Source organism: Pseudomonas saponiphila (assembly GCF_900105185.1).
Classification (GTDB): Bacteria; Pseudomonadota; Gammaproteobacteria; order Pseudomonadales; family Pseudomonadaceae; genus Aquipseudomonas; species Aquipseudomonas saponiphila.
The window spans coordinates 1556700-1583253 of sequence record NZ_FNTJ01000001.1 but is presented as its reverse complement, the minus strand read 5'-3'; the positions used below and the strand labels follow the sequence as shown (position 1 = coordinate 1583253).

Annotated in this window: 23 protein-coding genes; 14 read left to right on the top strand and 9 right to left on the bottom strand. The window is 62.4% G+C overall.

All coding sequences use genetic code 11. The features are described 5' to 3' along the window. Window positions 1-4: 4 nt before the first annotated feature. A complete protein-coding gene (locus BLV47_RS07585; protein ID WP_092311720.1) occupies window positions 5-469 on the bottom strand; it encodes a TlpA disulfide reductase family protein in 465 nt (154 codons plus the stop codon). A gap of 138 nt (window positions 470-607) precedes the next feature. On the opposite strand from BLV47_RS07585, the gene arsC reads away from it, so the two are divergent. The 7 genes from arsC (at window position 608) to BLV47_RS07550 (ending at window position 7522) form a co-directional block, all read left to right on the top strand. Then, entirely contained in the window at window positions 608-961 is a 354-nt protein-coding gene (gene arsC / locus BLV47_RS07580) for an arsenate reductase (glutaredoxin) (protein ID WP_092311717.1), read from the top strand. Then, window positions 958-1563 (top strand): NAD(P)H:quinone oxidoreductase, encoded by a 606-nt coding sequence (wrbA, locus tag BLV47_RS07575; RefSeq protein ID WP_092311714.1) that lies wholly within the window; start codon window positions 958-960, stop codon window positions 1561-1563. Before arsC ends, wrbA begins: the two co-directional genes overlap by 4 nt. Next, complete coding sequence (locus tag BLV47_RS07570; protein ID WP_092311711.1) at window positions 1556-1978, top strand: DUF2069 domain-containing protein; 423 nt, start codon at window positions 1556-1558, stop codon at window positions 1976-1978. The genes wrbA and BLV47_RS07570 overlap by 8 nt, the downstream gene beginning before the upstream one ends. A 97-nt stretch (window positions 1979-2075) precedes the next feature. After that, window positions 2076-2747 carry a DNA-3-methyladenine glycosylase I gene (locus BLV47_RS07565; protein WP_092311709.1) on the top strand — a complete coding sequence of 224 codons (672 nt, stop codon included), beginning with the start codon at window positions 2076-2078 and terminating at the stop codon, window positions 2745-2747. 449 nt (window positions 2748-3196) lie between these two features. After that, window positions 3197-3877, top strand: coding sequence for a lipopolysaccharide core heptose(II)-phosphate phosphatase PmrG (gene pmrG, locus BLV47_RS07560; RefSeq protein WP_341865621.1), 681 nt, complete (start codon window positions 3197-3199; stop codon window positions 3875-3877). A 340-nt stretch (window positions 3878-4217) separates the two neighbouring features. Continuing rightward, a complete protein-coding gene (arnT, locus tag BLV47_RS07555; protein ID WP_092311706.1) occupies window positions 4218-5882 on the top strand; it encodes a lipid IV(A) 4-amino-4-deoxy-L-arabinosyltransferase in 1665 nt (554 codons plus the stop codon). Between the two features lie 104 nt (window positions 5883-5986). Then, window positions 5987-7522, top strand: coding sequence for an ArnT family glycosyltransferase (locus BLV47_RS07550; protein ID WP_092311703.1), 1536 nt, complete (start codon window positions 5987-5989; stop codon window positions 7520-7522). A 60-nt stretch (window positions 7523-7582) separates the two neighbouring features. On the opposite strand, the gene ttcA is transcribed toward BLV47_RS07550, so the two are convergent. After that, a complete protein-coding gene (ttcA, locus tag BLV47_RS07545; protein WP_092311700.1) occupies window positions 7583-8407 on the bottom strand; it encodes a tRNA 2-thiocytidine(32) synthetase TtcA in 825 nt (274 codons plus the stop codon). Between the two features lie 379 nt (window positions 8408-8786). On the opposite strand from ttcA, the gene istA reads away from it, so the two are divergent. From istA to BLV47_RS07525, 4 genes are all read left to right on the top strand, one after another. Next, a complete protein-coding gene (gene istA / locus BLV47_RS07540; protein ID WP_062838241.1) occupies window positions 8787-10472 on the top strand; it encodes an IS21 family transposase in 1686 nt (561 codons plus the stop codon). Beyond that, the gene (gene istB / locus BLV47_RS07535) at window positions 10360-11109 is read left to right on the top strand and encodes an IS21-like element IS1474 family helper ATPase IstB (RefSeq protein WP_062838242.1); all 750 of its coding nucleotides are present in this window, start codon (window positions 10360-10362) and stop codon (window positions 11107-11109) included. The genes istA and istB overlap by 113 nt, the downstream gene beginning before the upstream one ends. Before the next feature lie 235 nt (window positions 11110-11344). Then, window positions 11345-11947 carry a Yip1 family protein gene (locus BLV47_RS07530; protein ID WP_016967577.1) on the top strand — a complete coding sequence of 201 codons (603 nt, stop codon included), beginning with the start codon at window positions 11345-11347 and terminating at the stop codon, window positions 11945-11947. A gap of 152 nt (window positions 11948-12099) precedes the next feature. Further along, complete coding sequence (locus BLV47_RS07525) at window positions 12100-12594, top strand: SprT family zinc-dependent metalloprotease (RefSeq protein WP_092311697.1); 495 nt, start codon at window positions 12100-12102, stop codon at window positions 12592-12594. Between the two features lie 34 nt (window positions 12595-12628). Here the strand turns inward: BLV47_RS07525 and BLV47_RS07520 are convergent, their stop codons facing one another. Both BLV47_RS07520 and BLV47_RS07515 read right to left on the bottom strand, forming a co-directional pair. After that, entirely contained in the window at window positions 12629-13810 is a 1182-nt protein-coding gene (locus BLV47_RS07520; protein ID WP_092311694.1) for a CaiB/BaiF CoA transferase family protein, read from the bottom strand. Between the two features lie 147 nt (window positions 13811-13957). Then, complete coding sequence (locus BLV47_RS07515) at window positions 13958-15289, bottom strand: dicarboxylate/amino acid:cation symporter (RefSeq protein WP_092311691.1); 1332 nt, start codon at window positions 15287-15289, stop codon at window positions 13958-13960. A gap of 333 nt (window positions 15290-15622) precedes the next feature. Between BLV47_RS07515 and BLV47_RS07510 the strand changes: the two genes are divergently transcribed. Next, window positions 15623-16621 (top strand): AraC family transcriptional regulator, encoded by a 999-nt coding sequence (locus tag BLV47_RS07510; RefSeq protein WP_092311688.1) that lies wholly within the window; start codon window positions 15623-15625, stop codon window positions 16619-16621. Between the two features lie 14 nt (window positions 16622-16635). Here BLV47_RS07510 and BLV47_RS07505 read toward each other — a convergent pair whose 3' ends face one another. The 3 genes from BLV47_RS07505 to BLV47_RS07495 all read right to left on the bottom strand — a co-directional run bounded on the left by BLV47_RS07505 (window position 16636) and on the right by BLV47_RS07495 (window position 19378). Continuing rightward, window positions 16636-17982, bottom strand: coding sequence for an ATP-binding protein (locus tag BLV47_RS07505; RefSeq protein ID WP_092311685.1), 1347 nt, complete (start codon window positions 17980-17982; stop codon window positions 16636-16638). Next, entirely contained in the window at window positions 17979-18656 is a 678-nt protein-coding gene (locus BLV47_RS07500) for a response regulator (protein ID WP_016967571.1), read from the bottom strand. The genes BLV47_RS07505 and BLV47_RS07500 overlap by 4 nt, the downstream gene beginning before the upstream one ends. 119 nt (window positions 18657-18775) lie before the next feature. Beyond that, window positions 18776-19378, bottom strand: coding sequence for a hypothetical protein (locus BLV47_RS07495; RefSeq protein WP_092311682.1), 603 nt, complete (start codon window positions 19376-19378; stop codon window positions 18776-18778). 234 nt (window positions 19379-19612) lie between these two features. Between BLV47_RS07495 and BLV47_RS07490 the strand changes: the two genes are divergently transcribed. Further along, window positions 19613-20338, top strand: a complete 726-nt coding sequence (locus BLV47_RS07490) for a 4'-phosphopantetheinyl transferase family protein (protein WP_092311680.1) — start codon at window positions 19613-19615, stop codon at window positions 20336-20338. 13 nt (window positions 20339-20351) lie between these two features. On the opposite strand, the gene BLV47_RS07485 is transcribed toward BLV47_RS07490, so the two are convergent. Together BLV47_RS07485 and BLV47_RS07480 are read right to left on the bottom strand one after the other, a co-directional pair. Continuing rightward, window positions 20352-21962, bottom strand: a complete 1611-nt coding sequence (locus tag BLV47_RS07485) for an ATP-binding protein (protein WP_092311677.1) — start codon at window positions 21960-21962, stop codon at window positions 20352-20354. Then, window positions 21959-22681, bottom strand: a complete 723-nt coding sequence (locus tag BLV47_RS07480) for a response regulator (RefSeq protein WP_092311674.1) — start codon at window positions 22679-22681, stop codon at window positions 21959-21961. Before BLV47_RS07480 ends, BLV47_RS07485 begins: the two co-directional genes overlap by 4 nt. 755 nt (window positions 22682-23436) lie before the next feature. Here BLV47_RS07480 and BLV47_RS07475 point away from each other — a divergent pair. Then, window positions 23437-26328, top strand: coding sequence for a ribonucleoside-diphosphate reductase subunit alpha (locus BLV47_RS07475; RefSeq protein ID WP_092311671.1), 2892 nt, complete (start codon window positions 23437-23439; stop codon window positions 26326-26328). Window positions 26329-26554: the final 226 nt, after the last annotated feature.

The following is a 26554-nucleotide window of genomic DNA, read 5'->3' as shown; positions in this document are numbered from 1 at the left end:
ACCATCAATGCCCGCGAAGGGCCTGCAACTTGGCCAACACGCCCGCGGCCGTCTGCTCCCCCATCATCTGCTCACGCACCTTGCCCTTGTCGTCGATGATGTAGGTCACCGGCAGCGCCTCGCTGCGTGGCAGCTCGAAGAGTTCCGCCGGGTTCTGCGCCAGCACGGTGAACTTGATCCCCAGCTTCTCGCTGGCGCTCTTGAGTTCTTCACCCTGCACATTGTCGAAATTGACCCCCAGCACTGTGGCCGACTGGCCCTTGAGCTGCTCGTTCAGGGCATTCAACTCAGGGATCTCGGTACGGCAAGGGCCGCACCACTCCGCCCAGTAGTTGAGCACCAGCCACTGCTTGTCGATACGCTCGGCGGCGACTTTGTGGCCATATTGGTCGACCCCGTAGTCATTGCCACAGCCGCCCAGCAGCAGGGTTGTGATGATCGCCAATGCCGCCGCCAATTGCCTTGCCATGCGCTGTTTCCTGTATTGAAAGATGCCTTGAATAACGCTGCCGACCTCGGGTCGCTGCGACCTATCGACTCCCAAGGTTCAGGAGAGCCCGTCGCGCGGGTAGAATAGCCGCCACCTTACGCAAGATGCGACCCGCACATGACCGATCTGACGCTTTATCACAACCCGCGCTGCTCGAAATCCCGCGGTGCGCTGGAACTCCTGGAACAACGCGGCCTGGCCCCGACCGTGGTCCGCTACCTGGAAACCCCACTGGATGCCGCCCAATTGCAACGTCTTCTGGGCAAGCTCGGCATCAGCGCGCGCCAGCTGCTGCGCACCGGCGAGGAGGAGTACACAGCGCTCAACCTGGCCGACAGCAGCCTCAGCGAAGAGCAATTGATTGCCGCCATTGCCGGGCACCCGAAACTCATGGAACGGCCGATTCTCGAAACCGCCGACAAGGCCATCATCGGTCGCCCACCGGAAAATGTGCTGGAGATTCTGCCTTGAGCGCGCCGTACATCCTGGTCCTCTATTACAGCCGCAACGGTTCGACCAACGAGATGGCCCGGCAGATCGCCCGCGGTGTCGAACAGGCCGGCATGGAAGCCCGCCTGCGCACCGTCCCGGGAGTTTCCACCGAATGCGAAGCCGTGGCGCCGAGCATCCCCGACTGTGGCGCCTTGTACGCCAGCCTCGACGACCTGAAGCACTGCTCGGGCCTGGCCCTGGGCAGCCCGACCCGCTTCGGCAACATGGCGGCGCCCTTGAAGTACTTTCTCGACGGCACCAGCAACCTCTGGCTGACCGGCGCCCTGGTGGGCAAGCCCGCCGGCGTGTTTACCTCCACCGCCAGCCTGCACGGCGGCCAGGAGGCCACCCTGCTGTCGATGATGTTGCCGCTGCTGCATCACGGCATGCTGATCACCGGCCTGCCCTACAGCGAGTCGGCCTTGCTGGAAACCCGCGGCGGCGGCACCCCTTACGGAGCCAGCCATCATGCCGGGGCTGACGGCAAGAGCCCGCTGGACGAGCATGAAATCGCCCTGTGCCGGGCCCTGGGCCTGCGCCTGGCAAAAACCGCCCTGCAGTTGGAGAACGGCCGTGGCTAAGAAGCCGAAGATCCTGCCGCCGGTGCAATGGCTGGAACCCCGGGTGCGCCTGGCCCGGATCATCAGTCTGATCTGTTTCTTCGGCCTGGTGGGCCTGCTGTGTGGGTATTACCTGCTGGTGGCCGACCTGCACGGTGCCCGGCCCTGGGTGATCCTGCTGATCGAGTTGGTGCCCCTGCTGCTGATGGCGCCCGGCATGCTCAGCGGCAGCGCCCGGGGACACTCGTGGATGTGCTTCGTGGTCAACCTGTACTTCATCAAGGGCGCTCTGGCGGCCTATGATCCAAATCGCCAACTGTTCGGCCTACTGGAAATGTTCGCCAGCCTGGCGGTGTTCACCTCGGCGCTGCTCTACGTGCGCTGGCGCTTCCAGCTCAACCGCCGGCTCGCCGGCGAAGGCGCTACCGCGGCCTGAACCTGGCGCAAGTTCCCCGGTTCCGGGGAACTTGCAGCGCCACCCAAGACCCCAACCCTGTTCAACCGACTCTCCGACCGCCCCTCCAGGAGCAGGCATGCACGATTACAAATGGCTGAATGAATACTGTCTCAACCGCTTCGGTTCCGCCGCAGCCCTGGAAGCCCAATTGCCAACCCCGGCAAGCAACGAGTATCTGCGTGCCCTGAGCGCTGATCGCTACCTGTCGACACTGGCCTTGCGGGTGTTTCGCGCGGGGCTGAAACACAGCCTGGTGGACGCCAAATGGCCAGCATTCGAACAGGTGTTCTTCGGCTTCGATCCGGACAAGGTGGTGCTCATGGGCGCCGAACATCTGGAGCGGCTGATGCAGGACACGCGAATCATTCGTCACCTGGGCAAGCTCAAGAGCGTGCCGCGCAATGCGCAGATGATCCTCGACGTGGAAAAGCAGCACGGCAGTTTCGGCGCCTTCATCGCTGACTGGCCGGTACAGGACATCACCGGGCTCTGGCAGTACCTGGCCAAGCACGGCAACCAGATGGGCGGCCTGTCGGCGCCACGCTTCCTGCGCATGGTGGGCAAGGACACCTTCATCCCCACCTGGGACGTAGTGGCCGCCCTCAATGCCCAGAACATCATCGACAAGGTGCCCAGCAGCAAACGTGACCAGGCCCTGGTGCAAGCGGTGTTCAACCAGTGGCAGGAGGAAAGTGGTCGCCCCCTGTGCCAGCTGTCGGCGATGCTGGCCTACACCGTCAATCACTGATCCCCCCTCCCTATTGACTGCTTCAGCCACGGACAGTGGTTGGAAGCAGTCTTGCATCGCCCCTGTCCCTCCTTTGGCTGACAGAACGCTGAACTGATTCGCAGTTTTTCCACACGGCTTTTTTTCTCAGCTACAGTTTCACCGGCTTGTCATAAACACCTGAAACAGCAGCGTTAAATAACCGCGACGCACAGGTTCCCTGCGCCCGTCGGTTAGCGAGTAACAACGTTTTTTCAAGCCTACAGGCTGAACAATTAATGTCTGGCCTTAAACAGGCACGCGCCGCGCCATTCGTTTTTTTCACATCGCTTTCACCAATCCGCCACCTGGCCTCCCTTAAGTTGAGACCAGTGACTACGCTGGTGCCGGTGCGCATGTCGGTCTGCTGCAGAACACTAGTTCCAACCCGAATTAAAAGTATTTCTCAAAAATAGATTCAGGTAAGCGACGTGCACAACATCAAACAAACCAGACCCCGGGCTGACACCGCCCGCATTCGACGCTCCGGAAAGATCATCATCAGCGCGGTCACTATTACCCTGATCGCCCTGATAAGCGGTTTTGTACTCTGGCCGGCGACTCCTCTGGATCTCGCTGACGATCATCAGATGCAACGCAGCGGAATCTATCAACACTGGAAGGCTGGAGAAGTCATCGCCCTGGTGCGCCACGCCGAGCGCTGTGACCGATCGGCCAACCCCTGCCTGGGCCCGGCAGATGGCATCACCCGATTGGGCAGCGCTACCGCGACCGACCTGGGCAAGGCCTACCGGACCATCGGCATGGACCGTACCGATGTCATCAGCAGCCCCATGACCCGCACCCTGCAAACCGCACAGGCCATGTTCAATCAGGCCGCCAGCACTCAGGATTGGTTGTTGAACTGCGCCGACAACTTCGAGAACGATATAAAGGCCCACAAGCTTCAGGGGCGCAACCTGATCCTGGTCACCCACAGCGGCTGCATCAGCGATCTGGAGAGCCGCCTGGGCTTCGCCCATGCCCTGGCCACCGAGTACACCAGTTCCTTGTTCCTGACGCTCGGTACAGACGGAAAACTGCAAATACTGGGAATACTGAACGCCAAGAGCTGGCCTCAAGTACTTAAAGAAGCGCCGAACAATTTGTAACTTTTTTTGACAACAACACAACAGACTTCATTCAGCGAATCGGCAGACTAACGACCCACATTTAATTGACTTTATTGCAACTTGCACTATTAGAAAGCAGTGCCTTTTACATAAAAACCGCTATAAAAATGCAGCTATTAAAAGCCGGGCAGAACTCACGGAGTTTCACGGGATTTGCAGATGCCGTCATCGCTGACCCTCAACCTGCCCCGGCAACACAACTTGCACGTTGAAATCCGTACCTGACTTCGAGGACAGAAATGCACCGCACTTTACCCACCCGGCTTATGGAACAAGCGCCACACCTTCAGGCAACACTGTGCGTGGGAGTAGCAACGGCATGATCAAGCGTTGGGCGTTGCCATTTCTGCTGTTGGCCTTCAGCCTGTTCTACCTGCTGCCGCTGGCCAGCCATGGCCTGTGGATTCCCGATGAAACCCGCTACGCGCAAATCAGCCAGGAAATGCTCCTCAGCGGCGACTGGGTTTCGCCGCACTTCATGGGTATCCGCTACTTCGAAAAGCCCATTGCCGGTTACTGGATGATCGCCATCGGCCAGGCGGTGTTCGGCGACAACCTGTTCGGGGTGCGCATCGCCTCGGCCCTGAGTACCGGTTTGAGCGTGCTGCTGGCTTATCTCATCACTCGCCGGATGTGGAACGATCCACGCAAGAGCTTCGCGGCAGCGCTGCTGTACATGAGCTTCGGCCTGATTGCCGGGCAAGCCGGATACTCCAACCTCGACCCGCAATTCACTCTGTGGGTCAACTTGAGTCTGGTGGCCCTGTGGTTCGCCCTGGACAGCCAGACCACACGCGCTCGCCTCCTGGCCTGGGCGGTGCTCGGCGCGGCTTGCGGCATGGGCTTCATGACCAAGGGCTTCCTGGCGTGGCTGCTGCCGGTACTGATTGCCCTGCCCTATATGCTTTGGCAACGTCGCCTGGGCGAACTGCTGCGCTACGGGCTGGTAGCGGTCCTGGTGGCCATCGGCATCAGCCTGCCCTGGGTGCTCAGCGTTCACGCCCACGAACCGGACTTCTGGCGCTTTTTCTTCTGGCATGAGCATATTCGGCGCTTTGCCGCCGAAAACGCCCAACACACCCGTCCCTGGTGGTTCTACCTGCCCCTGCTGGTCGTCTCCTGCCTGCCCTGGGCATTGCTGCTGCCCGGCACACTGATGCAGGCCTGGAAGGACAAACGCCAGGCCAACAGCGGTTTTCTGCTGTTGTGGTTGCTGCTGCCGCTGGTGTTTTTCAGCCTGAGCCGGGGCAAGCTGCCGACCTACATCATGCCGTGCCTGCTGCCGTTGGCGGTGCTCATGGGTCATGCACTGATCGACCGCATCAGCAACCGCCAGGGTCGAGCCATTCGCCTCAACAGCCTGCTCAATCTGCTGATCGGCGTGGGGGCACTGGTGGCGTTGCTGGTGATCCAGCTCACCCGGCCGGTTTATGGCCACAACGAAATGCTCAGCCTGTCCCTGGTGTTCATCATGCTGATGGGCTGGATCATCGCCAACCTGCTGCCGGCCTCCAGGCCGCTGCAATACTGGCCCGCCCCGGCACTGGGCATCTGGCTGCTGGTGGCGCTGCTGCCCGCCGGCATGCCCGGACTGATCGTGCACAACGAGATGCCCGACCAGTTCATCAAGGAACATCTGCAAGAACTCAAGCAGACCAAGACCCTGCTCAGCAATGACCTGGGTGCGGCCTCGGCCCTGGCCTGGCGCCTGCAACGTCCGCAGGTGTCGCTGTACAACACCGAGGGCGAACTGAAATACGGCCTGGCTTATCCAGACTCGGAGCAACGCAAGGTGAGCATGGCCGACGTCGGACAATGGATGACCGAGGCTCGCAAGCAGGGCTCCGTGGGTGTGGTCATGCGCGTCAAGAACGTGGTGGAGAACGAGGAAGTCGCGCTGCTGCCTCCGGGGGGCAAGCGCTATGAAGAGGGCAACCTGCTGATCCTGATCGTGCCACAGAGCCAACCGCAACCGGCCCCGTAAGCCAACCAGCGTCAGTGTCGAGCCGTTCGGCGCTGACGTTTTTCTACCTGCCCGGCCCTCTGAGCCCGTGCAGTCTTTTCGAGTCAGTCCATGGAAACCTGTCTATGAATCTCGATCACAGCGAGCGCAAGGCCCTGATCCTGCTCCTGAGCGTATCGGCGCTGATCCTGTTGCTGGGCCTGGGCTCCCGCGAGCTGTGGGGCCCGGAAACCCGCTGGGCCAACATCGCGTTGCAGATGCTGCAGAGCGGCAATTACTTCGACCCGTACCTCAAAGGCATGCCTTATTACGACAAGCCCCTGCCGTCCTACTGGCTGATCACCGCCAGTGCCTGGTTGATGGGCGGACTGGATCACTGGTCCCTGCGCCTGTCGTCGGTACTCGCCGCCTGGCTGAGCATCTGGCTGGTGTACCTGATCGGTGAGCGACTGCTCCACAAAGGCACCGGCCTGATCGCCGGCTGGATGCTGGCCACCACCTTCTACTTCGCGTTCTGGGCGCGGGTGGCCACCGCCGACATTCTCACGGTATGCGGGGTCCTGGCTTCCGTCTGGTGGTACTGGCGAGATCCGGACGACACCCGCCTGAGCCGTTACACGGTGTTCTTCCTGCTACTGGCGGCCACATCGCTGCTCAAGGGGCTGATCGGCTTCGTCTTGCCGGGACTGGTCCTGCTGCCTCACCTGCTCAGCCAGGGCCGCTGGAAACGCCACCTGAATCTGCGCCTGTGCCTGGCCCTGGTGGTGGCCGGCCTGCTGTACATGGTGCCGTTCCTGCTCTCGCACCTGTACGGCACACCGACCTACAGCCAAAGCGGCCTGGACCTGGTGTTTCGGGAAAACGTGGTGCGCTTTTTCGACCCTTTCGACCATCAGGGGCCGATCTATACCTACCTGATCTACCTGCCGGCCTATACCTTGCCCTGGGTTCCCTGCTGGCTGCTCGGCCTGTGGGTTGCGGTGCGCCACTGGCGCCAGTTGCAACCCAACGAGCGCTGGCTGGTCTGGGCCCTGGGCCTGCTGTTCCTATTCTTCACCGCCAGCGGCAGCCGACGCAGCTATTACGTCTTGCCGCTGGTGCCCTTCGCCCAGCTATTGGGGGCCTGGTGGCTGAACCGGCACCTGCAGCGAAAACGCGCCAGCGGCAAACCTGCCGATCGGCGCTGGACCCTGGGCTTTGCCAGCGCGGCAGTGGTTCTGCTGTTGGTCCTGGGCGTCGCCTATCCCTGGAGCAATGGCGGTGGCGGAGTGATGCAGTTCGGCGCCCAGGTGAAAACCGAGGCCAGCCGGATCGCGCCCTGGAATCAATGGCGCATGGTGCTGGTGGAAGTGGACAACAAATTGCCGATGTACCTGCAGAACCAGGGAGGTGCGTTCTACTACGTGCCGCAAACCGCGGATTTTCCTCGAACCGGCACTAGCGCCGACTTCATGGCCTGGCTGGAGCAGACCAGCGGCCAGCACTGGGATCCTCAGCGCACCCTGATATTCGTGCAGCAGGACAAGGGTCGACCCTTGATGCTGGAATACCTGGGCAACGACCATCAGCTGATCCGCACCCTGCCCACCAACGGTGAGCGCCTGGCGAAGAAATCCGCAGAGGGCAGCATCGCCTTTGTGCCGCGGGTGCCAGGCGCCTGAACCCAGGGCCGCGGCGTCCCGTGACTGGGGACGCCGCGACCCTGGCTCAGCGATTGCGGATCAGAGGTTCACCACATTGACGAAGCGTGGCGTGGCGTTGTCATCGATGCGCAGGTTGGTGAAGTCGAACAGGTTGCGATCCGCCAGTTGCGACGGAATCACGTTCTGCAGGCCGCGGAAGATGCTCTCGGTACGCCCTGGGCTCTTGCGCTCCCACTCCTGAAGCATCTCCTTGACCACTTGGCGCTGCAGATTCTCCTGGGAGCCACAGAGGTTGCAGGGAATGATCGGGAACTGCTTGAGGTCGGAATAGGCCTGGATGTCTTTCTCGCTGCAGTAGGCCAGCGGACGGATCACCACGTTGCGCCCGTCGTCGGCCAACAGCTTGGGCGGCATGGCCTTGAGCGAACCGTTGTAGAACATGTTGAGGAAGAACGTCTCGACGATGTCGTCACGGTGGTGACCCAGGGCCATCTTGGTGGCACCGATCTGGTCGGCGAAGGTGTACAGGGTGCCGCGACGCAGGCGCGAGCAAAGCGAGCAGGTGGTCTTGCCTTCGGGGATCAGTTCCTTGACCACCGAGTAGGTGTCCTTCTCGACGATGTGGTACTCGATCCCCAATTCCTTGAGGTAGGCCGGCAGCACGTGCTCGGGAAAGCCAGGCTGCTTCTGGTCCATGTTCACCGCGACGATCTCGAACTTGATCGGCGCCACCTTCTGCAGGTGCAGCAGCACGTCGAGCATGGTGTAGCTGTCCTTGCCGCCGGACAGGCAGACCATGACCTTGTCGCCCTCTTCGATCATGTTGAAATCGGCGACCGCTTCGCCCGCCTGTCGGCGAAGGCGTTTCTGCAGTTTGTTCTGGTTGACCGTAAGAGTGCCCATGGCGCTTGGAATCCGCGAGGTGTGTGACGAAAAGCCGAGCATTTTAAGCAAAACCCCGGCCCCGTGAAAGCGCCGCAAGGTGCCATCCGGCCAGACGGGGGCAACAGACACCACCGCGATTAGCCCAATGGTTTACAGCGCAATTTGCTCTAAATGCGGATTTCGGAGCACCGTGACCGGCCGTTTCGGTTGATCGTGACCGGTCATTTCGCTAACGCGTGACCGCTCATTTCGGTAGCAACGTGACCGATTTTCCGCCTGTTCCGAAACAGGTGGTCACGGCTTACCGAAATCGCCGGTCACGACTTAGCGAAAGCCTTCCCCTTCGTTGCGCATGACCTGATGCGCCGCCATCCTCGACCGATTTCGGGAGAGGAAGATGGCGGCGCCGCGAGTAGCCATGCGAAACATCAAAGAATGTCTGCGCCTCAAGTTTGAGGCCGGCTTGTCCCACGAGAAGATTGCCCGTGCCTTGCAGCTGTCCAAGGGCGTGGTTAGCAAGTACATCGCGGCGGCGCGGGTGGCCGGGCTGGACTGGCCGGCGCTGGTGGCCATGGACGAGGCCGCGCTGGCGGCCGCCTTGTTTGCACCGACGTCGACGAACAAGCCGCGCGGTGAGCGAGTGCTGCCCGATGTGCTGAGCATCCACCGCGAGTTGCGACGCAAGGGCGTGACCTTGCAGCTGCTGTGGGAGGAATATCTCGCCGCGCATGCGGGCCAGCCGACCTACCGCTACACCCAGTTCGTCGAGCACTACCGGCGCTACGCCCAGACGCTCAAACGTTCGATGCGTCAGCTGCACCGTGCGGGCGAGAAGCTATTCATCGACTATGCCGGGCCGACGCTGCCGGTGGTCGACCCGGCCACCGGCGAAGTGCGCCGGGCGCACATCTTCGTCGCCGCCCTGGGCGCCTCGAATTACACCTATGCCTGCGCGACGCCAGGCGAAACCCAGGTGGACTGGCTGACCTCGCTGGGCCAGGCTCTGACCTACTTTGGCGGCGTGCCGGAAATGGTTGTGCCGGACAATCCGCGCGCCCTGGTCGCCCAGCCGGATCGCTACGAGCCGGGCCTGAACCGGGCCACGCTGGAGTGCGCGCGTCATTACCAGACGGTGATCCTGCCGGCACGGCCACGCAAGCCTCAGGACAAGGCCAAGGCCGAGGTGGCGGTGCAGGTGGTCGAGCGCTGGATCATGGCGCGGCTGCGCCATCGGCAGTTCTTCAGCCTGCATGCGCTTAACCAGGCCATCGCCGAGCTGCTGGAGGATCTGAATCGGCGCCCGTTCAAGCGGCTCGATGGCTGCCGGCGCGACTGGTTCGAGCGCCTGGATCGCCCGGCCTTGCGAGCGCTGCCGGTGCATCCCTACGAGGTCGCCACCTTCAAGCGCTGCAAGGTCAGCATCGACTACCACATCGAGGTCAATGGCAGCTTCTACAGCGTGCCCTCCGCCCTGGCCCGGCAGAACGTGGACGTGCGACTGACGGCACACACCCTGGAAGTGCTGCATGGCAACCGGCGGGTGGCCAGCCACCTGCTGCTGGGGCGACGCGGCGCTTACAGTACCCAGCGCGAGCACATGCCCGCGGCGCACCAGGCGCATCGCGAATGGACGCCACAACGCCTGCTCGACTGGGGCGCGCGGATCGGCCCCTACACGCGCCAACTGATCGATCACCAACTGACCCACAAGCCGCACCCGGAGATGGGCTACCGCGCCTGCCTCGGCCTGCTCTCGCTGGCCCGGCGCTATGGCAATGCACGCCTGGAAGCCGCTGCCGAACGTGCCGTACACCTGCGCGCCTTCACCGGGCGCAGCGTGCGCAACCTGCTCCAGCAAGGCCTGGATCAACAGCCGCTGCCCCAGCGTGCCGCCGAAACGACCTTACCCGGCGACCACGAGAACGTCCGTGGCGCCGACTACTACCAACCCCCGCAACAGGAGCTGTTCGATGATGCCGCAACACACCCTGAATCAACTGCACCAGCTACGCCTGGACGGCATGGCCCGCGCCCTGGAAGAGCAATGGACGCTGCCGGCCAGCCACAGCCTGAGCTTCGATGAACGCCTCGGCCTACTGCTCGACCGCGAACTGGCCTGGCGTGACAACCAGCGCCTGGTACGGCTGCGCAAGAAGGCCAAGCTCAAGTACGCCAACGCCTGCCTGGAAGATCTCGACCGCCGCACCGGACGCGCCCTGGACGAGCGTCTGATCGCCACCCTGGCCAGTGGCGACTGGATCCGCCAGCAGCACAACCTGCTGCTGACCGGCCCGACCGGTGCCGGCAAAACCTGGCTGGCCTGCGCCCTGGGCAACCAGGCCTGCCGCCAGGGCTATAGCACCCTGTACCTGCGCACCCCGCGCCTGCTGGAACAACTGCGCATCGCTCATGGCGACGGCAGCTTCGGCCGTACCCTGCAACAGCTGGCAAAGGTCGACGTCCTGGTGCTGGACGACTGGGCGCTAGCCCCGCTGGAGGAAGGAGCCCGGCATGACCTGCTGGAGGTGATCGACGACCGCGCTGGCAGCCGCTCCACCATCCTGACGAGCCAACTGCCCATCGAGCACTGGCACGGCTGGATCAACGACCCGACCCTGGCCGATGCCATCCTCGACCGCCTGGTGCACAACGCCTACCGACTGACGATGAAAGGCGAGTCGCTGCGCCGAAAAAAAGCCGAGGAACAAGCCGCATCGTGACCGATGCGATTACAATCCAGAACCCGCGCAACCGGGGTGGAAGCACCGGTCACGTATTAGCGAAACGCTCGGTCACGTTCACCGAAATCCGCACTAAAACGGCGCACATCCGAGGAAAACTCCTTCCTATACTGCGACATAAGGTCGCACGCCCGTATAGACCTATACTGACTATGCCACTTGGCTGTAAGCGCTCCGTTGGGGGGCGATGGCAACATTTAAGGAGTGACTGACCATGATTCATCATGTCGTAGGACTCTTCACCCACCCCGATCAGGAATGGCGAGAAATTCGTGGTGATGCCGAGGAAAGCATCAGCCACATGTACCTCACTCACACGCTGATTCTGGCGGCGATCCCCGCTGTCTCGGCCTTTATCGGCACCACCCAGGTCGGCTGGGTCATCGGCAACCGCGCGCCGGTGATGCTGACCATGGAAAGCGCCCTGTGGATGACCATCATGTCGTACCTGGCCATGCTCTGCGGCGTGGCGGTCATGGGCGCGTTCATTCACTGGATGGCCCGGACCTATGATGCCAGCCCGAGTCTGGCGCGCTGCGTGGCCTTTGCCACCTACACCGCAACCCCGCTGTTCGTCGGCGGCCTGGCGGCCCTGTATCCACACATGTGGCTGGGGATGATCATCGGCACCGCGGCAATCTGCTACACCGTGTACCTGCTCTACGTCGGCCTGCCGACCTTCATGAACATCCCGTCTGACGAAGGCTTCCTGTTTTCCAGCTCGGTCCTGGCGGTGGGACTGGTGGTGCTGGTCGCGATCATGGCCTTCACCGTGATTGTCTGGGGCCTGGGCGTCGGCCCCGTGTACACCAACTGACGCCGCACCAATAATAATCCTCCATCTGCCAACACAGGCCGCCGCAAGGCGGCCTTCTTATATGGGCCCGATCCTGCGACCATTCGGCGCCTGAACGATTCGGATTCGCCGGTCCTTGCGGCATACTCAGCCACTCTGGAGAGCCGTTAAGCATGCCCGAGCAACTCAATACCCGCGTCGAAGACTGTTTCCTACTCGCTGAGTCCTTTTTCAAACGTCCTTTCAAACGCCCGGTTGTCAGCCTCAAGTTGCGCGGCCAGAAAGCCGGGGTCGCTCACTTGCATGAAAACCTGCTGCGCTTCAATCCCCAGCTGTACCGGGAAAACACCGAAGACTTCCTCAAGCAGACGGTGGCCCATGAGGTGGCCCACCTGATCGCTCACCAACTGTTTGGCGAACGCATCCAGCCCCATGGCGAGGAATGGCAACTGATCATGCGCGGGGTCTATGAACTGCCGCCCAATCGTTGCCACACCTATGCGGTCAAACGCCGCAGCGTGACCCGCTACATCTACCGCTGTCCCTGCGCCGAGAGCGATTTCCCGTTTTCCGCCCAGCGCCACAAGCTGGTGGCACAAGGTCGGCGCTACCTGTGTCGGCGCTGCCGGCACACCCTGGTCTACAGCGGGGAAACCCGGGTCGAGTGACAGAAGCCAAAGCGCTTCGCCGGCAGGCCGGTTCCTAGCCGATGATCCCCTGGCCTCGAAGCGCCTCGATACGCTCGGCGCTGTAGCCCAGCTCCGTCAGTACCTCAACGGAATGGGCGCCCAGGCCGGCGCCGATATGCCGCGGCTCGGGCAAGCCTTCGGAGAACTTCAGCGGACAGGCGATCTGCGCCTGGAGGCTGCCGTCCTCACGGGGCACCCGGCTGACCAGTTGCCGGGCCTGCAACTGCGGATGCTGCACCGCCTCGGCCAGGCTCAGGACCGGCTCGACACAGGCGTCGAGCCCGGCGAACAGCTGGCAGAGCTCGGCGAAGTCGTGTTTTTCGAACTCGGTCTGCAAGGCCTGCTTGAGGGCCTGTTGCTGCTCCGGTACAGGCGACAAGCCCCGGGCCGCCAGCTCCGGCCGTCCCAGGGCCTGACACAACTGCTGCATGAACACCGGCTCCAGGCTGCCCACTGACAGCCAGCGACCATCCCGGCTGCGGTAGTAGTCATAGAAACTGCCACCGTTGAGTGCCTGCTGCTCCATCCCCGGTTCGACCCCGCAGGCCAGATAACCGGCGCCGGCCATGGCGTTCAGGCTGAACACACAGTCGGTCATGCTGATATCCAGGTGCTGCCCCTGGCCACTGTGCTGACGGGCGACAACCGCCGCCAAGAGGCCAATCACCCCGTGCAGCGAGCCACCGGCGATGTCCGCCGCCTGAATGCCCAGAGGCAAGGGCCCCTGATCCCGACGCCCGGTCTGGCTGGCCAACCCGGCCAGGGCCAGGTAATTGATGTCGTGCCCGGCGCGGTCCTTGTAGGGCCCGGTCTGGCCATAGCCGGTAATGGACACATAAATCAGCCGCGGATTGATCGCCTTCAAGGCTTCGTAGCCCAACCCCAGGCGCTCCATCACCCCCGGGCGAAACTGCTCGAGGAGAATGTCATGCTCCTGCAGCAGTTGCCGCACCACCTCCAGAGCTTCGGGCCGCTTGAGGTCCAGGGCCAGGCTGCGCTTGTTGCGATTGAGATAGGCGTGGCTGGCGGACACCCCCTGATCGTGGGGCGGCAGCACCCGCAGCAGGTCCATGCGGGTCGGCGACTCGATGCGCAGCACCTCGGCGCCCATGTCCGCCAGCAGCAGCGAGGCGAACGGCCCAGGCAGCAGGGTGGAGAAATCCAGTACCTTGAGTGACGCCAACGGCCCTTGCATGTGCCCTCTCCTCTTGATCGACCGCCAGAGAGTAGGCAGCCGCAAGCAGTGCAGCAATTACCACAATGCTCAGCCGGACTGACCGTTGCGCTCATGCCCCAGGCAATAAAAAACCCGCCGCAGCGGGTTTCTTATGTTCAGCCAGGCTTACTTGATGGTCGGTGCCGGACCTTCGGCCACACCCAGATCATCGGTTTCGCGGGTGTCGCTGATGGCGCGACCACCGGAAGCCAGTTCGACTTGCAGCTTGTCCTCGTCCAGCTCCTTGACCCACTTGGCGACCACCAGGGTGGCCACAGCGTTGCCCACCAGGTTGGTCAGGGCGCGAGCCTCGGACATGAAGCGGTCGATACCCAGGATCAGTGCCAGGCCGGCCACCGGCAGGTGACCCACGGCCGACAGGGTGGCCGCCAGCACGATGAAGCCGCTGCCGGTCACGCCCGCGGCGCCTTTGGAGGACAGCAGCAGCACCAGCAGCAGGGTGATCTGGTGGGTGATGTCCATGTGGGTATCAGTGGCCTGGGCGATGAACACCGCGGCCATGGTCAGGTAGATCGAGGTACCGTCGAGGTTGAACGAGTAACCGGTTGGAATCACCAGGCCGACCACCGACTTCTTGGCACCCAGGCGCTCCATCTTGATCAGCATGCGCGGCAGGGCCGACTCCGAGGAGGAGGTGCCCAGCACGATCAGCAACTCTTCACGGATGTAGCGGATCAGCTTGACCACACTGAAGCCGTGGGCACGGCAGATGGCCCCCAGGACCACCAGCACGAACACCACGCAGGTGATGTAGAAGCAGATCATCAACTGGCCCAGTTGCACCAGGGAGCCGACGCCGTAGGCGCCGATGGTGAACGCCATGGCACCCAGCGCGCCCAGGGGCGCCAGCTTCATGATCATGTTGATGATGTTGAACATCACGTGGGCGAAACGGTCGATGAAGTCCAGCACCGGCTTGCCATAGGCACCCAGGCGATGCAGGGCGAAACCGAAGATCACCGAGAACATCAGTACTTGCAGGATGTCGCCGTTGGCGAAGGCACCGACGATGGTGGTCGGAATCACGTTGAGGATGAAGCCGACGATGCTCTGGTCATTGCCCGCGGTCACATAGGCCGCGACTTTCGAAGCATCCAGGGTCGAGGCGTCGATATGCATGCCGGCACCCGGCTGCACCACGTTGACCACGATCAGGCCGATCAGCAGGGCGATGGTGGAGACGATTTCGAAGTACAGCAGCGCATAGCCGCCGGTCTTGCCGACCGATTTCATGTTCTGCATGCCGGCGATACCGCTCACCACGGTGCAGAAAATGATGGGGGCGATGACCATCTTGATCAGTTTGATGAAACCGTCACCCAGGGGCTTGAGGGCCACGCCGGTCTGAGGGTAGAAGTGACCGAGCAGGATGCCGATGGCGATGGCAACGATCACCTGGAAATACAGGGATTTGTACAGTGGCTGACGAGTCGTCATTGCAAAGTTCCTCAAGAGCCCCGGCATACAGCTTCCATCGATGCATGCGGTGCCTAAAGTGCGAACCCTCCTGCACTGGAGGGATTTGTTGTGTCGAACTGCGTGCTGGCAGGTCTTGCGGCTCTATCGCAAAGCCCGTGCCACCTTGCCCAAAAGCCCTGCAGGCCTTTAGACATCAGGGGGGCGGGCCGATCCTTGCATTGCTTGCGCCCGGCGAAGCTGGCGGATATCCGCCCATTCACCAAGTCTCGTCCTACAATTTGGCGGATATCCGCCTTGTTCCCTCATAGGGGGGCTGGCTAACATCCGCCTCTCAATGGACGGACCAGCCTCATGCGTGAACGCACCATCGCCAGCCACTTTGCCCGCGCCGCCTTGGGCGGGGCGCGCCGTCGCGGTCACGATTGCGAGCCGCTCCTGCAGCGACTGGGCATCAGCCCGGAACTGTTGAACCAGCCCAAGGCACGCATCGCTCCCGAGCAGTTCACCAGCCTGCTGCAGCAACTGTGGCTGGAACTGGATGACGAATACCTCGGCTTCGCCCATGGCCCCAGCAAACGCGGGACGTTCGCCATGATGTGCCACGCCCTGATCCACTGCCGAACCTTGGAAAAAGCACTGCAGCGCGGCTTATTGTTTTATAGCTTGTTTCCGGAAGCTCCGCGCCTGAGTCTGACGCGTGAAGGAGAAATGGCTCGACTGAGCCTGGATGATTCTGAACTGTGGGACCCCGAGCACTTTCTCAGCGAAAGCCTGCTGGTGATCTGGCACCGCCTGGGCAGCTGGTTGATCGGCCAGCGCATTCGCCTGGAGCAGGCCGGTTTCAGCTATCCGAAACCCGAACACGCCGCAGAATACGATCTGCTCTTCCCCTGCCTCCTGGTGTTCGCCCAGCAACGCAGCAGCCTGCTGTTCCACAGCCGCTACCTGGGCATGCCGCTGCTGCAGGATGAACGCACCCTCAAGCACTTCCTCGAACGCTCCCCCGCCGACCTGCTGTCGCGGCCGGACGAAGGCGACAGCCTTAGCAGCCAGTTACGCCGTTTGCTCAGCCACGACCGCGAGCGCTGGCCCGACCTGGAAAGCGTCGCGCAGCACCTGCACGTCAGCCCGCAGACCCTGCGCCGGCACTTGCGCGAGGAAGGCTCGAGCTTTCAGGGGTTGAAGGATGAACTGCGGCGCGACATTGCCATCTTCCACCTGGGTCGCGCCGACCTGTCGTTGCAACAGATCGCCGAGCACCTGGGCTTTTCCGAACCTTCGGCGTTTCATCGGGCGTTCAAGAAATGGACCGGCCTGACCCCGGGCGCCTATCGAGCCCGGGAGCGCTAGCACAGGGCGTCGCGCTAGAGGGCCGGGAAGTGAATGCGAAATGCCGCACCGCCCAGGGCCGAGTCTCCCAGGGTCAACTGCGCGCCGTAACTCTCGATGATGTCCTTGACCACCGCCAGGCCAATGCCCTGTCCCGGGTGCTGGCGATCCAGGCGCTCACCGCGCTGGAGAATCCGCGCCCGCTGATCCGGCGGCACGCCGGGGCCGTCGTCCTCCACGCACAACTCAGCGCCGTCGAGGGTTTCGCGCACGCTGATGCGCACCGAGCCCAGGCACAGGCGGTAGGCGTTCTCCAGCAGATTGCCAAGCAACTCCAGCAAGGCGCCCTGTTCGATCGGCACATAGCAGTGCTCGGGCAAATCGAATGACACCCGCACCTGCTTGTCGCGATAGACCTTGTCCAGGGTGTCGCACAGGCTTTGCAACACTGGCCGCAGACGCACCTGATGGCGCACCAGACCGCTCTTGCGCAGGCTGGCACGTTGCAACTGATAGCTGATCTGCTGGCTCATGCGTTCGATCTGCGCTTGCAGGACCCAGGCCTGCTCCCGATCCTGAGGCCGCTGTGCCATGTCCTCGCTCACCCCTTGCAACACCGTCAGCGGGGTTTTCAGGCTGTGGGCCAGATCATCCAGGGAGTCTCGATAGCGGCTGCGCTGCTCGCGCTCGCTTTGCAGCAGGCGGTTCAAGGAGCCGGTCAGCCGCAACAGCTCCCGTGGGTGCTCCTCGCTCAGGCTCTGGCGGGTGCCGCTTTCGATCTGGTCCAGCTCCTGACTCAAGCGTCGCAGGGCCTGCAAGCCCCAGGTCAGGCCCATCCAGAGCAGCGCCAGAAGCACCAGCAATGCCGCGCCAAATCCCAGGTAGAGGTTCTCCCGAACGCCTTCGAGGGTCTGCTGGTACTCGCGCACCGGCTGCAGCGCCACGATACTGAAGGCCGCATTCTTGCCCCCCAGCAGCTTGATCTCGACGTCGTAGACGAAGAACTCCTGGCCATTGGCTTCGCGGATCCTGGCGAACTCGTTGCCACGCCCGTCGTACCGCGGACGGTAGTTGATGTTCTCTTCCTGGGTGGCCCGGGAGCGCCAGACCAGATGCCCCTCGCGATCGTAGATGTAGCCCAGCAGGCGGCTGTCGGCGAGATTGAAGCGCTCGTCGGGCAACTGCTCGGGCATCAGCAGGCGATTGTTTTCGATCCGCGCTGCCGAAATCAGGGTGGTGACGTCGGAGGCCAGGCGCTGCTCGATGGAGTCCTGCAGCGCCAGGCTGAACGCGCCCTGCATGGCTGGCAGCAACCCCAGCATGAACAGCACCGCCAGGGTGGTAGCGGCCAGCATGAGCCGCAGGCGCAGCGATCGAATCATCGGCAGCGCTCGTTGAACAGATAGCCCAGACCACGCACCGTATCGATGGGCTTGAAGCCCGAAGGCGCTTCAAGCTTGCGCCGCAGGCGCCCCACCAGCACCTCGATGACGTTCGGATCGCGCTCGTCATCGTCCGGGTACAGTTGCTCCATCAAACGGTCCTTGGCCACCACCTGCTGGTGATGGCGCATCAGGTATTCGAGGATCCGGTATTCATAGGCGGTCAGCGCCAGGGGCTGCTCATCCAGGGACGCCTGTTTGCGGTTCAGGTCCAGCAGCAGCGGCCCGGCCACGATGGTCGACTGGGTAAAGCCGCTGGAGCGCCGCAGCAACGCATTGAGCCGCGCATCCAGTTCCTCGAACTGAAAGGGCTTGACCACATAGTCGTCGGCACCGGCGGCCAGCCCCTCGACCTTGTCCTGCCAGTTGCCGCGAGCCGTGAGGATGAGGATCGGAAATGCCTTGCCCCGGGCGCGTAGCTGGCGGATCAGGTCCAGCCCGCCCATGCCGGGCAAGCCCAGGTCGATCACCGCCAGGTCGTGATTGAACTGCTCGGTCTGATACAACGCCTCCTCGGCGTTGGCCACGGACTCGACCACGTGACCGCTGTCGGTGAGGCGGGTTTGCAAGTGATGACGCAACAGCGCCTCATCTTCGACGACCAGCAACTTCATAACGCTCTCCCAGGCAAAATTCGACATCTCCAGGGGCGCCCCTGCGCCCTGATGATCAATGCACCAACGCCGGACCCTGCCCATGGCACGGTCCGGCGCGGCTCAGGCCAGGCTGCTTATCAGAAAGCGTAGTTGGCCGACAGATAGGTCTGGGCGCTGCTGGTCAGGCTCAGTGAACCTTGCTTGCTGCCGCCCCGTTCGCTCATCTCGGTCCCGGCATTGCTGCGCAGGTAACGGTAGCCGAGCTCCACCGAGGTGTTCTGTGAAATCTGCTGCAGGACACCGGCCTGCACACCGACCGCATAGCCGATGTCACTGTCGCGGCTGAAGCCCGGAGACTCCTGGGTCAGCTTGGTCAGGCCGGCCGTGCCGCCACCAAAGAGCTTGGTGCTGCTGGTCACCGGCAGGAACATATCGTAACTGCCCAACAGGTTCTGCTGACGCAATTTAATGCCGTTGTGAGAGCCGGAAACATAATCGTAAGTGGCGTAGTAACGGCCCTGGTCGTTCTGTTGACCCAGGCGCACGCCCCAGGTGTTGTCCTTGCCGATCACGCCATCGGCATTCGGATGACCGAGGTTGCTGTTGAGCTGGCTGGACTTTTTAACCTTGTCGCTGGTCTGGCCGAAGGTCAGGCTGGCGAAGTTGCTGTCAGCGGCTTGAACGGCGGCGCTGGCGCCGAGCACGGTAAAGGCGAGGATCAGTTTTTTCAATGAAGTCATAGGAAGTTTCCTTTGCGCTATTGGCTTTTTGGGTACCGGGCCAGAGTAAACAGCCCGCCCTGAACTCCCCCTGAACACCTCCTTAACCTCGCCTGAACCAGAGCCTGAACCAGAGCCACATGAGTGTTTTTACCGGTTTTTAACCCCATCAAGCTTCCCGCACAGAGCTCCACCCCCGCGCTCGGCACCACGCAGCGCTACCCTCGAACCCGTCAAACCGGCAAACTAGCGGCCATGAATGCACTCCCCTCTCTCCCCCTCTGCTGCACTCCACCACAGGCCTCCTGGCCCTTGCCGGAAGCCTTGCCCCACACCCGCTGGCTGAGCACCCGGTTCGACCCCGGGCAGTTGGCTGCGGACGACTTCCAGCGCAGCGGCATTCCCGCACCGCCCAGCATCCAGCGCTCGGTAGCCAAGCGCCAGGCCGAGTTCCTCGCCGGGCGCTTGTGTGCCCGGGAGGCTCTGCGTCAACTGCAACAACTGGACTGGGTCCCGCCGATCGGCGCCGACCGGGCACCGGTCTGGCCCGAGCATATCTGTGGCTCGATCACCCACAGCACCGGACGAGCCGCCGCCATCGTCGCCGACAAGCAGCACTGGCGAGCCCTGGGCATGGATCTGGAAAAGCTGCTCAGCGACGAACGTGCCGCCAATCTGGCCGAGCAGATCCTCACCCCGGCGGAGCTGTTGCGTCGCGACCGCTTGCCGGCCGAGCAGCACGCCCTGGTCGTGACCCTGACCTTCTCGATCAAGGAAAGCCTGTACAAGGCCCTGTACCCCTTGGTGCACAAGAGCTTCTATTTCGAACATGCCGAAGTGCTGGAGTGGTCGCCGACGGGCCAGGTGCGCATGCGCCTGCTTACCGACCTGTCCGAGGAATGGCACCACGGCCGCGAACTGCTGGGACAGTTCGTCGTCGAGGCGGATCAGTTGCTGAGCCTGGTCGCCATCAAGCCCTGAACGCCCTCATGCCTCAACGGGGCTCCTGATGCCGCGGCCAGCTCAAGCTGAAGCAGGCGCCCCCGAGACTGTTGCTCTTGCTGATCAGGGCCCGACCGTCGTGCCAGTGAATGATCCGCCGCACGATGGACAGGCCCAGTCCATGGCCGCCAGAAGCCCGGGTCCGACTGTCGTCCAGGCGCAGGAACGGTGTGAAGATTTTTTCCCAGGCACTTTCCGGTACACCGGGCCCGTCATCCTCCACATCCACCCGACAACGCAACTGGCCCACCTGATAACTGACGGTCACCTGGGAGTGGGCGTGGCGCATGGCGTTGCTCACCAGATTCTGCAGCGCCCGGTGCAGATAACGCGGCTCGGCCTCGACCCAGGCGCCATCGCACTCGACAGCAGACAGGCACAGGCCGCGATGGACCTTGAGATTGGCCCGCAACGGCGCCAGCTCGTCGATCACCTGATTGATCAGGGCATCAAGGTCGATGCGCTGGAAGTTCAGCGCCGGCGAGCCCTGCTCCAGACGGGCATAGGTGAGCATCTCGTCCACCAGTCGATCGAGGTCCTGAATATCGCTGTCCATGCCGTCCAGGTACTTTTGCCGAGCCTGGTCGGTGCTCGCCGAAGCGATCATCTCCAGGCCGAAACGCAGGCGCGCCACCGGGGTACGCAACTCGTGGGACACCGCCCGCACCAGTTCACGCTGGATCGCCAGCAACCTTTGCAGGTGTTCGGCCATGCCATTGAAGGCGGCCGCCAGACGCCCCACCGAATCCGCGCCCCGGGCCGGCACCCGGGTTTCCAGGCTGCCCTTGGCAATCCGCGTGGCCGCCGACTCCAGGCCGCTGAGGCGCCGCTCCAACTGGCGCACCAGCAGATAGACGATCAGCCCGATCAGGCTCAGCCCGAGCACGGCAATCAGCACCAGCCATTGCGGCGGATAAGGGTTCATCTGGTACAGGGGACCGATTTCCAGCACCCAGGGCGTGCCCACCAGACCGGCGAAGACCCGGATCGAGTCGCCGCCCTTGCCCAGGGCCATCACCGTATCGCCCTCGGCCACCCGGCGGCGCTGGTCCTCATCCATATCCGCGGCATCCAGGGTCGCCAGGTGCATGTCGAAGCCAAACCCCTTGGCCTGCTTGAGTGCCGCCAGACGCTGCGGCTGCTCGGCCACCGGGTAGCGCACCAGCTCGTCCGCCAGCAGGTAGATGGTGGCCCGAGCCAGTTGTTCACTGATCTGCTGCACTTCGGCACTGAGCAGCAACTGCTCCTGCTCGCTGACCAGGCGGTAGACCCGGGCCGCAAAGGGGCCGGTCTGCTCCACCAGTGCCTGCCCGCGCAGCACCCGGCCACGCTGGCTGCTGTCCAGATCGGTCTGGTTGAACGTCTTCAAACTCAGGGGAATGCCCAGCAAGCGCTGCCACACCAGCAAGGCCCGGCGACGCTCGATCTCGCTCATCGGCTGCAGATTGTCCGCCATCAGCGAGAAGGTGCCGTGGGCCAGGCGTTCGCGGTACTGCTCGCTGCGCACTTCGTTGAGCAGATGCAGGGCCAGCACCCCCAGCAGCGCCACCAGAATCAGCGCGGCACACATGCCGCCATAGATCCGCAGGAAGATCGAGTTCACAAGGGCATGTCGGCGGCGGCTTCGGGGACGAACAGATAACCCTTGCTGCGAATGGTCTTGATCAGCCGCGGGTGCTCCGGGTCATCGCCGATCTTGGGACGGATGCGCGAGATGCGCACGTCGATGGAGCGGTCCTGGCCGTCATAGCCGATTCCCCGCAAAGCGGTGAAGATTTCCTCGCGGGACAGGATCCGCCCGGCATTCACCACCAGCAGCCACAGCAGATCGAATTCGGCGCTGGTCAACTCGATGCCCACGTCGCTCAGCCAGGCTTCGCGCAGGGCGCTGTCCACCACCAAAGGTCCGAAGCGCAGGCGCCGGCTTTTTTCTGGAGCGGGCTCAGGCGTCTCGCTGCGCCGCAGCAGAGCCTGGATCCTGGCCAGCAACAGACGGGGGCGCACGGGCTTGCACACGTAGTCATCAGCGCCCAGGTCCAGCCCCATGACCTGATCCATGTCATCGGTGCGGGCGGTGAGCATGAGGATCGGTCCATCGTAGCGATCCCGGACCTTGCGACAGATGCTCAGACCGTCCTCGCCGGGCAGCATCAGGTCGAGGATCACCAGGTCCGGCTGCTCGGCGATGATCCTGTCGGCAGCCAGGGCGCCATTGCCTTCGATCGCCACCTGCAGGCCGTTGCTCTCCAGATATTCACGGGTCAACTCAGCCAGACGCTGGTCATCCTCGACAATCAGTACTTGCCAGGCTTCTTGCTCCACGCTCGACCTCTTTATTGCCAGCACTCATTGGAAACAAGACACCCGTCTTTTTGTCATGAAAAAGGCGGATAACTTGTCGTGGAAAACGCAGCCGTCGCTGCATGGATCGCGGCGGATTGTAGCAACCGGCATGCGCCCCCATACAAGCGACTAAAACGACTCGGTCAGGGCGATTTTTTGTGATAGGGTTCGCGCCCGCAAAAATCCGCCCAAGGCAATTTTCAACGGTAAAAAACAGTGACAAACGGTTGCATGCACTAGGACTGCGGGCTGCGTGAGTTTTACCCAGCCCATACACAATTTACGCACAACCTTATCCACAGGCTGTACGTTGCAAACAGCCCCCAAAACGCATTATCTTGTAGCCCGACGGCCAAAAATCCCTATATCTAGGGTTTTGCTCAAAAAACCAAACACAATACAGACGAGAAACTCAAGCCCTTTTCTTGCCCCGTTTGGTGGAACCAATCGCTAATTCAGAAGACCAACACCGCGCGTGCGGATGGCACCGTTTTCCACCTTGTCCAGGAGAAAGCGGTACGGGTGTTGCAGCAACCAGACTGTCACCCACCAGGAACAAGGTGCCGAGCCCCGGCTCGCCACCCATGACTTCGGCATGGAAGCGGCGCCTATAGCCCCCTTCCTGAACTGTCCCGAAGTCGTTATGCCCGGCCTCAACCGGATGTAGTGCTTCAGGACGGAACGGTGGGCACCCAAACGGTGCCCAAACAAACATAGAGAACGTGGAGACACCCATGCAAACCGACACAACTCGCGAGAACTCGCAGGCCAATGCGCCGCAGGCCGCCGATTCCATTCAGGATCTGTCTGCTACCGCACCTGGCCAATTGCGCGTGATCAAGCGTAACGGCACTGTCGTTCCTTACACCGACGACAAGATCACCGTCGCGATCACCAAAGCGTTCCTCGCAGTTGAAGGCGGCACCGCCGCTGCCTCGTCGCGAATCCACGACACCGTGGCGCGCCTGACCGAGCAGGTCACCGCGACCTTCAAGCGTCGCATGCCTTCGGGCGGCACCATCCACATCGAAGAAATCCAGGATCAGGTCGAACTGGCCCTGATGCGCGCCGGCGAGCAGAAAGTCGCCCGCGACTACGTGATCTACCGCGACTCCCGCGCCAAGGAACGTGCTACCCGCTCCACCACCGAAGAGCCGGTACAAGCCCACCCTTCGATCCGCATCACCCGCACCGATGGCAGCCTCGCGCCCCTGGACATGGGTCGCCTGAACACCATCGTCAGCGAAGCCTGCGAAGGCCTGGAAGAAGTCGATGGCGACCTGATCCAGCGCGAAACCCTGAAGAACCTCTACGACGGCGTAGCCCTGAAAGACGTCAACACCGCCCTGGTGATGACCGCCCGTACCCTGGTGGAGCGCGAGCCGAACTACTCGTTCGTCACCGCCCGCCTGCTGATGGACACCCTGCGTGCCGAAGGCCTGGGCTTCCTCGGAGTCGCCGAAAGCGCCACCCACCACGAAATGGCCGACCTGTACGCCAAGGCGCTGCCAGCCTACGTCGCCAAGGGTATCGAGTTCGAACTGCTGAACCCGGTACTGGCTGAATTCGACCTGGAAAAACTCGGCAAGGCGATCAACCACGAGCGCGACCAGCAGTTCACCTACCTGGGCCTGCAGACCCTGTACGACCGTTACTTCATCCACAAGGACGGTATCCGCTTCGAACTGCCACAAATCTTCTTCATGCGCGTGGCCATGGGCCTGGCGATCGAAGAGAAGCAGCGTGAAGACCGCGCCATCGAGTTCTACAACCTGCTGTCGTCCTTCGACTACATGGCTTCGACTCCGACTCTGTTCAACGCCGGTACCCTGCGTCCACAACTGTCGAGCTGCTACCTGACCACCGTTCCGGACGACCTGTCGGGCATCTACGGCGCCATCCACGACAACGCCATGCTGTCGAAATTCGCCGGCGGCCTGGGTAACGACTGGACGCCGGTCCGTGCACTGGGCTCGTACATCAAGGGCACCAACGGCAAGTCCCAGGGCGTCGTGCCGTTCCTCAAAGTGGTCAACGACACCGCCGTAGCCGTGAACCAGGGTGGCAAGCGCAAGGGCGCCGTGTGTGCCTACCTGGAAACCTGGCACATGGACATCGAAGAGTTCATCGAGCTGCGCAAGAACACCGGTGATGATCGCCGTCGTACCCACGACATGAACACCGCCAACTGGATCCCCGACCTGTTCATGAAGCGCGTCTTCGATGACGGCAAGTGGACCCTGTTCTCGCCATCGGAAGTGCCGGACCTCCACGATCTGACCGGCAAGGCCTTCGAAGAGCGCTACGAGTACTACGAAGCCCTGACCGAATACAACAAGATCAAGCTGTTCAAGACCGTCCAGGCCAAAGACCTGTGGCGCAAGATGCTGTCCATGCTGTTCGAAACCGGCCACCCATGGCTGACCTTCAAGGACCCATGCAACCTGCGCAGCCCACAGCAGCACGTGGGCGTGGTCCACAGCTCGAACCTGTGCACCGAGATCACCTTGAACACCAACAAGGACGAGATCGCGGTCTGCAACCTGGGCTCGATCAACCTGCCGAACCACATCAAGGACGGCAAGCTCGACACCGCCAAGCTGCAACGCACCGTGAACACCGCCGTGCGCATGCTCGACAACGTGATCGACATCAACTACTACTCGGTGCCGCAAGCGAAGAACTCCAACTTCAAGCACCGTCCAGTAGGCCTGGGCATCATGGGCTTCCAGGACGCTCTGTACCTGCAGCACATCGCCTACGGTTCCGACGCGGCCGTCGAGTTCGCCGACAAGTCCATGGAAGCGGTCAGCTACTACGCGATCCAGGCTTCCTGCGACCTGGCCGACGAGCGCGGCGCCTACGAGACCTTCCAGGGTTCGCTGTGGTCCAAGGGCATCCTGCCGCTGGATTCGCAACAAATCCTGATCGAGGCCCGTGGCCAGAAGTACATCGATGTGGACCTCAACGAAACCCTGGACTGGGCACCGGTTCGTGCCCGCGTGCAGAAAGGCATTCGTAACTCCAACATCATGGCCATCGCACCGACCGCGACCATCGCCAACATCACCGGCGTGTCGCAGTCGATCGAGCCGACCTATCAGAACCTGTATGTGAAGTCGAATCTGTCGGGCGAATTCACCGTGATCAACCCGTACCTGGTTCGCGACCTGAAAGCTCGTGGCCTGTGGGACTCGGTGATGATCAACGATCTGAAGTACTACGACGGCTCGGTGCAACAGATCGAACGCATCCCGCAGGAGCTCAAGGAGCTCTACGCTACCGCCTTCGAAGTGGAAACCAAGTGGATCGTCGACGCCGCCAGCCGGCGCCAGAAGTGGATCGACCAGGCTCAGTCGCTGAACCTGTACATCGCCGGCGCCTCGGGCAAGAAGCTCGACGTGACCTACCGCATGGCTTGGTACCGTGGCCTGAAAACCACTTACTACCTCCGCGCCCTGGCCGCCACCAGCACCGAGAAGTCGACCATCAACACCGGCAAGCTGAACGCTGTTTCCAGCGGCGGCAACCACGGTGACGACTCGGTCCTGGCCGCTCCGGCCGGTCCTGCTCCAGTGCCGAAGGCTTGCGCCATCGACGAGCCGGATTGCGAAGCTTGCCAATAAGCTGAGCTGACAGGTGCTCTAGGGCACCTGCAACAACCCCCGATAGACCTCCGGTTTATCGGGGGTTTTCTTTTGCCCGCGACACAGTTGCAGGAAGTGACTTGTCGGCGAACAGCTCCGAAGCCTTGCACTGCTTCAGAGAGTGCCTTCGCTGGCAAGCCAGCTCCTACGGCAGAGACTCCTGCAGGGTAAACAGCGCCATCGAGCAGGCACAAAAAAGCCCCTC

What these genes read in the sequence shown, in the direction of transcription:
- BLV47_RS07530 (WP_016967577.1), top strand. Translation starts at nt 11,345, where the DNA reads ATGATTCATCATGTCGTAGGACTCTTCACCCACCCCGATCAGGAATGG.
- istA (WP_062838241.1), top strand. Translation starts at nt 8,787, where the DNA reads ATGGCGGCGCCGCGAGTAGCCATGCGAAACATCAAAGAATGTCTGCGC.
- BLV47_RS07550 (WP_092311703.1), top strand. Translation starts at nt 5,987, where the DNA reads ATGAATCTCGATCACAGCGAGCGCAAGGCCCTGATCCTGCTCCTGAGC.
- BLV47_RS07565 (WP_092311709.1), top strand. Translation starts at nt 2,076, where the DNA reads ATGCACGATTACAAATGGCTGAATGAATACTGTCTCAACCGCTTCGGT.
- BLV47_RS07495 (WP_092311682.1), bottom strand. Translation starts at nt 19,378, where the DNA reads ATGACTTCATTGAAAAAACTGATCCTCGCCTTTACCGTGCTCGGCGCC.
- BLV47_RS07505 (WP_092311685.1), bottom strand. Translation starts at nt 17,982, where the DNA reads ATGATTCGATCGCTGCGCCTGCGGCTCATGCTGGCCGCTACCACCCTG.
- arnT (WP_092311706.1), top strand. Translation starts at nt 4,218, where the DNA reads ATGATCAAGCGTTGGGCGTTGCCATTTCTGCTGTTGGCCTTCAGCCTG.
- BLV47_RS07500 (WP_016967571.1), bottom strand. Translation starts at nt 18,656, where the DNA reads ATGAAGTTGCTGGTCGTCGAAGATGAGGCGCTGTTGCGTCATCACTTG.
- BLV47_RS07515 (WP_092311691.1), bottom strand. Translation starts at nt 15,289, where the DNA reads ATGACGACTCGTCAGCCACTGTACAAATCCCTGTATTTCCAGGTGATC.
- arsC (WP_092311717.1), top strand. Translation starts at nt 608, where the DNA reads ATGACCGATCTGACGCTTTATCACAACCCGCGCTGCTCGAAATCCCGC.
- BLV47_RS07490 (WP_092311680.1), top strand. Translation starts at nt 19,613, where the DNA reads ATGAATGCACTCCCCTCTCTCCCCCTCTGCTGCACTCCACCACAGGCC.
- BLV47_RS07520 (WP_092311694.1), bottom strand. Translation starts at nt 13,810, where the DNA reads ATGCAAGGGCCGTTGGCGTCACTCAAGGTACTGGATTTCTCCACCCTG.
- ttcA (WP_092311700.1), bottom strand. Translation starts at nt 8,407, where the DNA reads ATGGGCACTCTTACGGTCAACCAGAACAAACTGCAGAAACGCCTTCGC.
- BLV47_RS07525 (WP_092311697.1), top strand. Translation starts at nt 12,100, where the DNA reads ATGCCCGAGCAACTCAATACCCGCGTCGAAGACTGTTTCCTACTCGCT.
- BLV47_RS07475 (WP_092311671.1), top strand. Translation starts at nt 23,437, where the DNA reads ATGCAAACCGACACAACTCGCGAGAACTCGCAGGCCAATGCGCCGCAG.
- BLV47_RS07510 (WP_092311688.1), top strand. Translation starts at nt 15,623, where the DNA reads ATGCGTGAACGCACCATCGCCAGCCACTTTGCCCGCGCCGCCTTGGGC.
- BLV47_RS07585 (WP_092311720.1), bottom strand. Translation starts at nt 469, where the DNA reads ATGGCAAGGCAATTGGCGGCGGCATTGGCGATCATCACAACCCTGCTG.
- istB (WP_062838242.1), top strand. Translation starts at nt 10,360, where the DNA reads ATGATGCCGCAACACACCCTGAATCAACTGCACCAGCTACGCCTGGAC.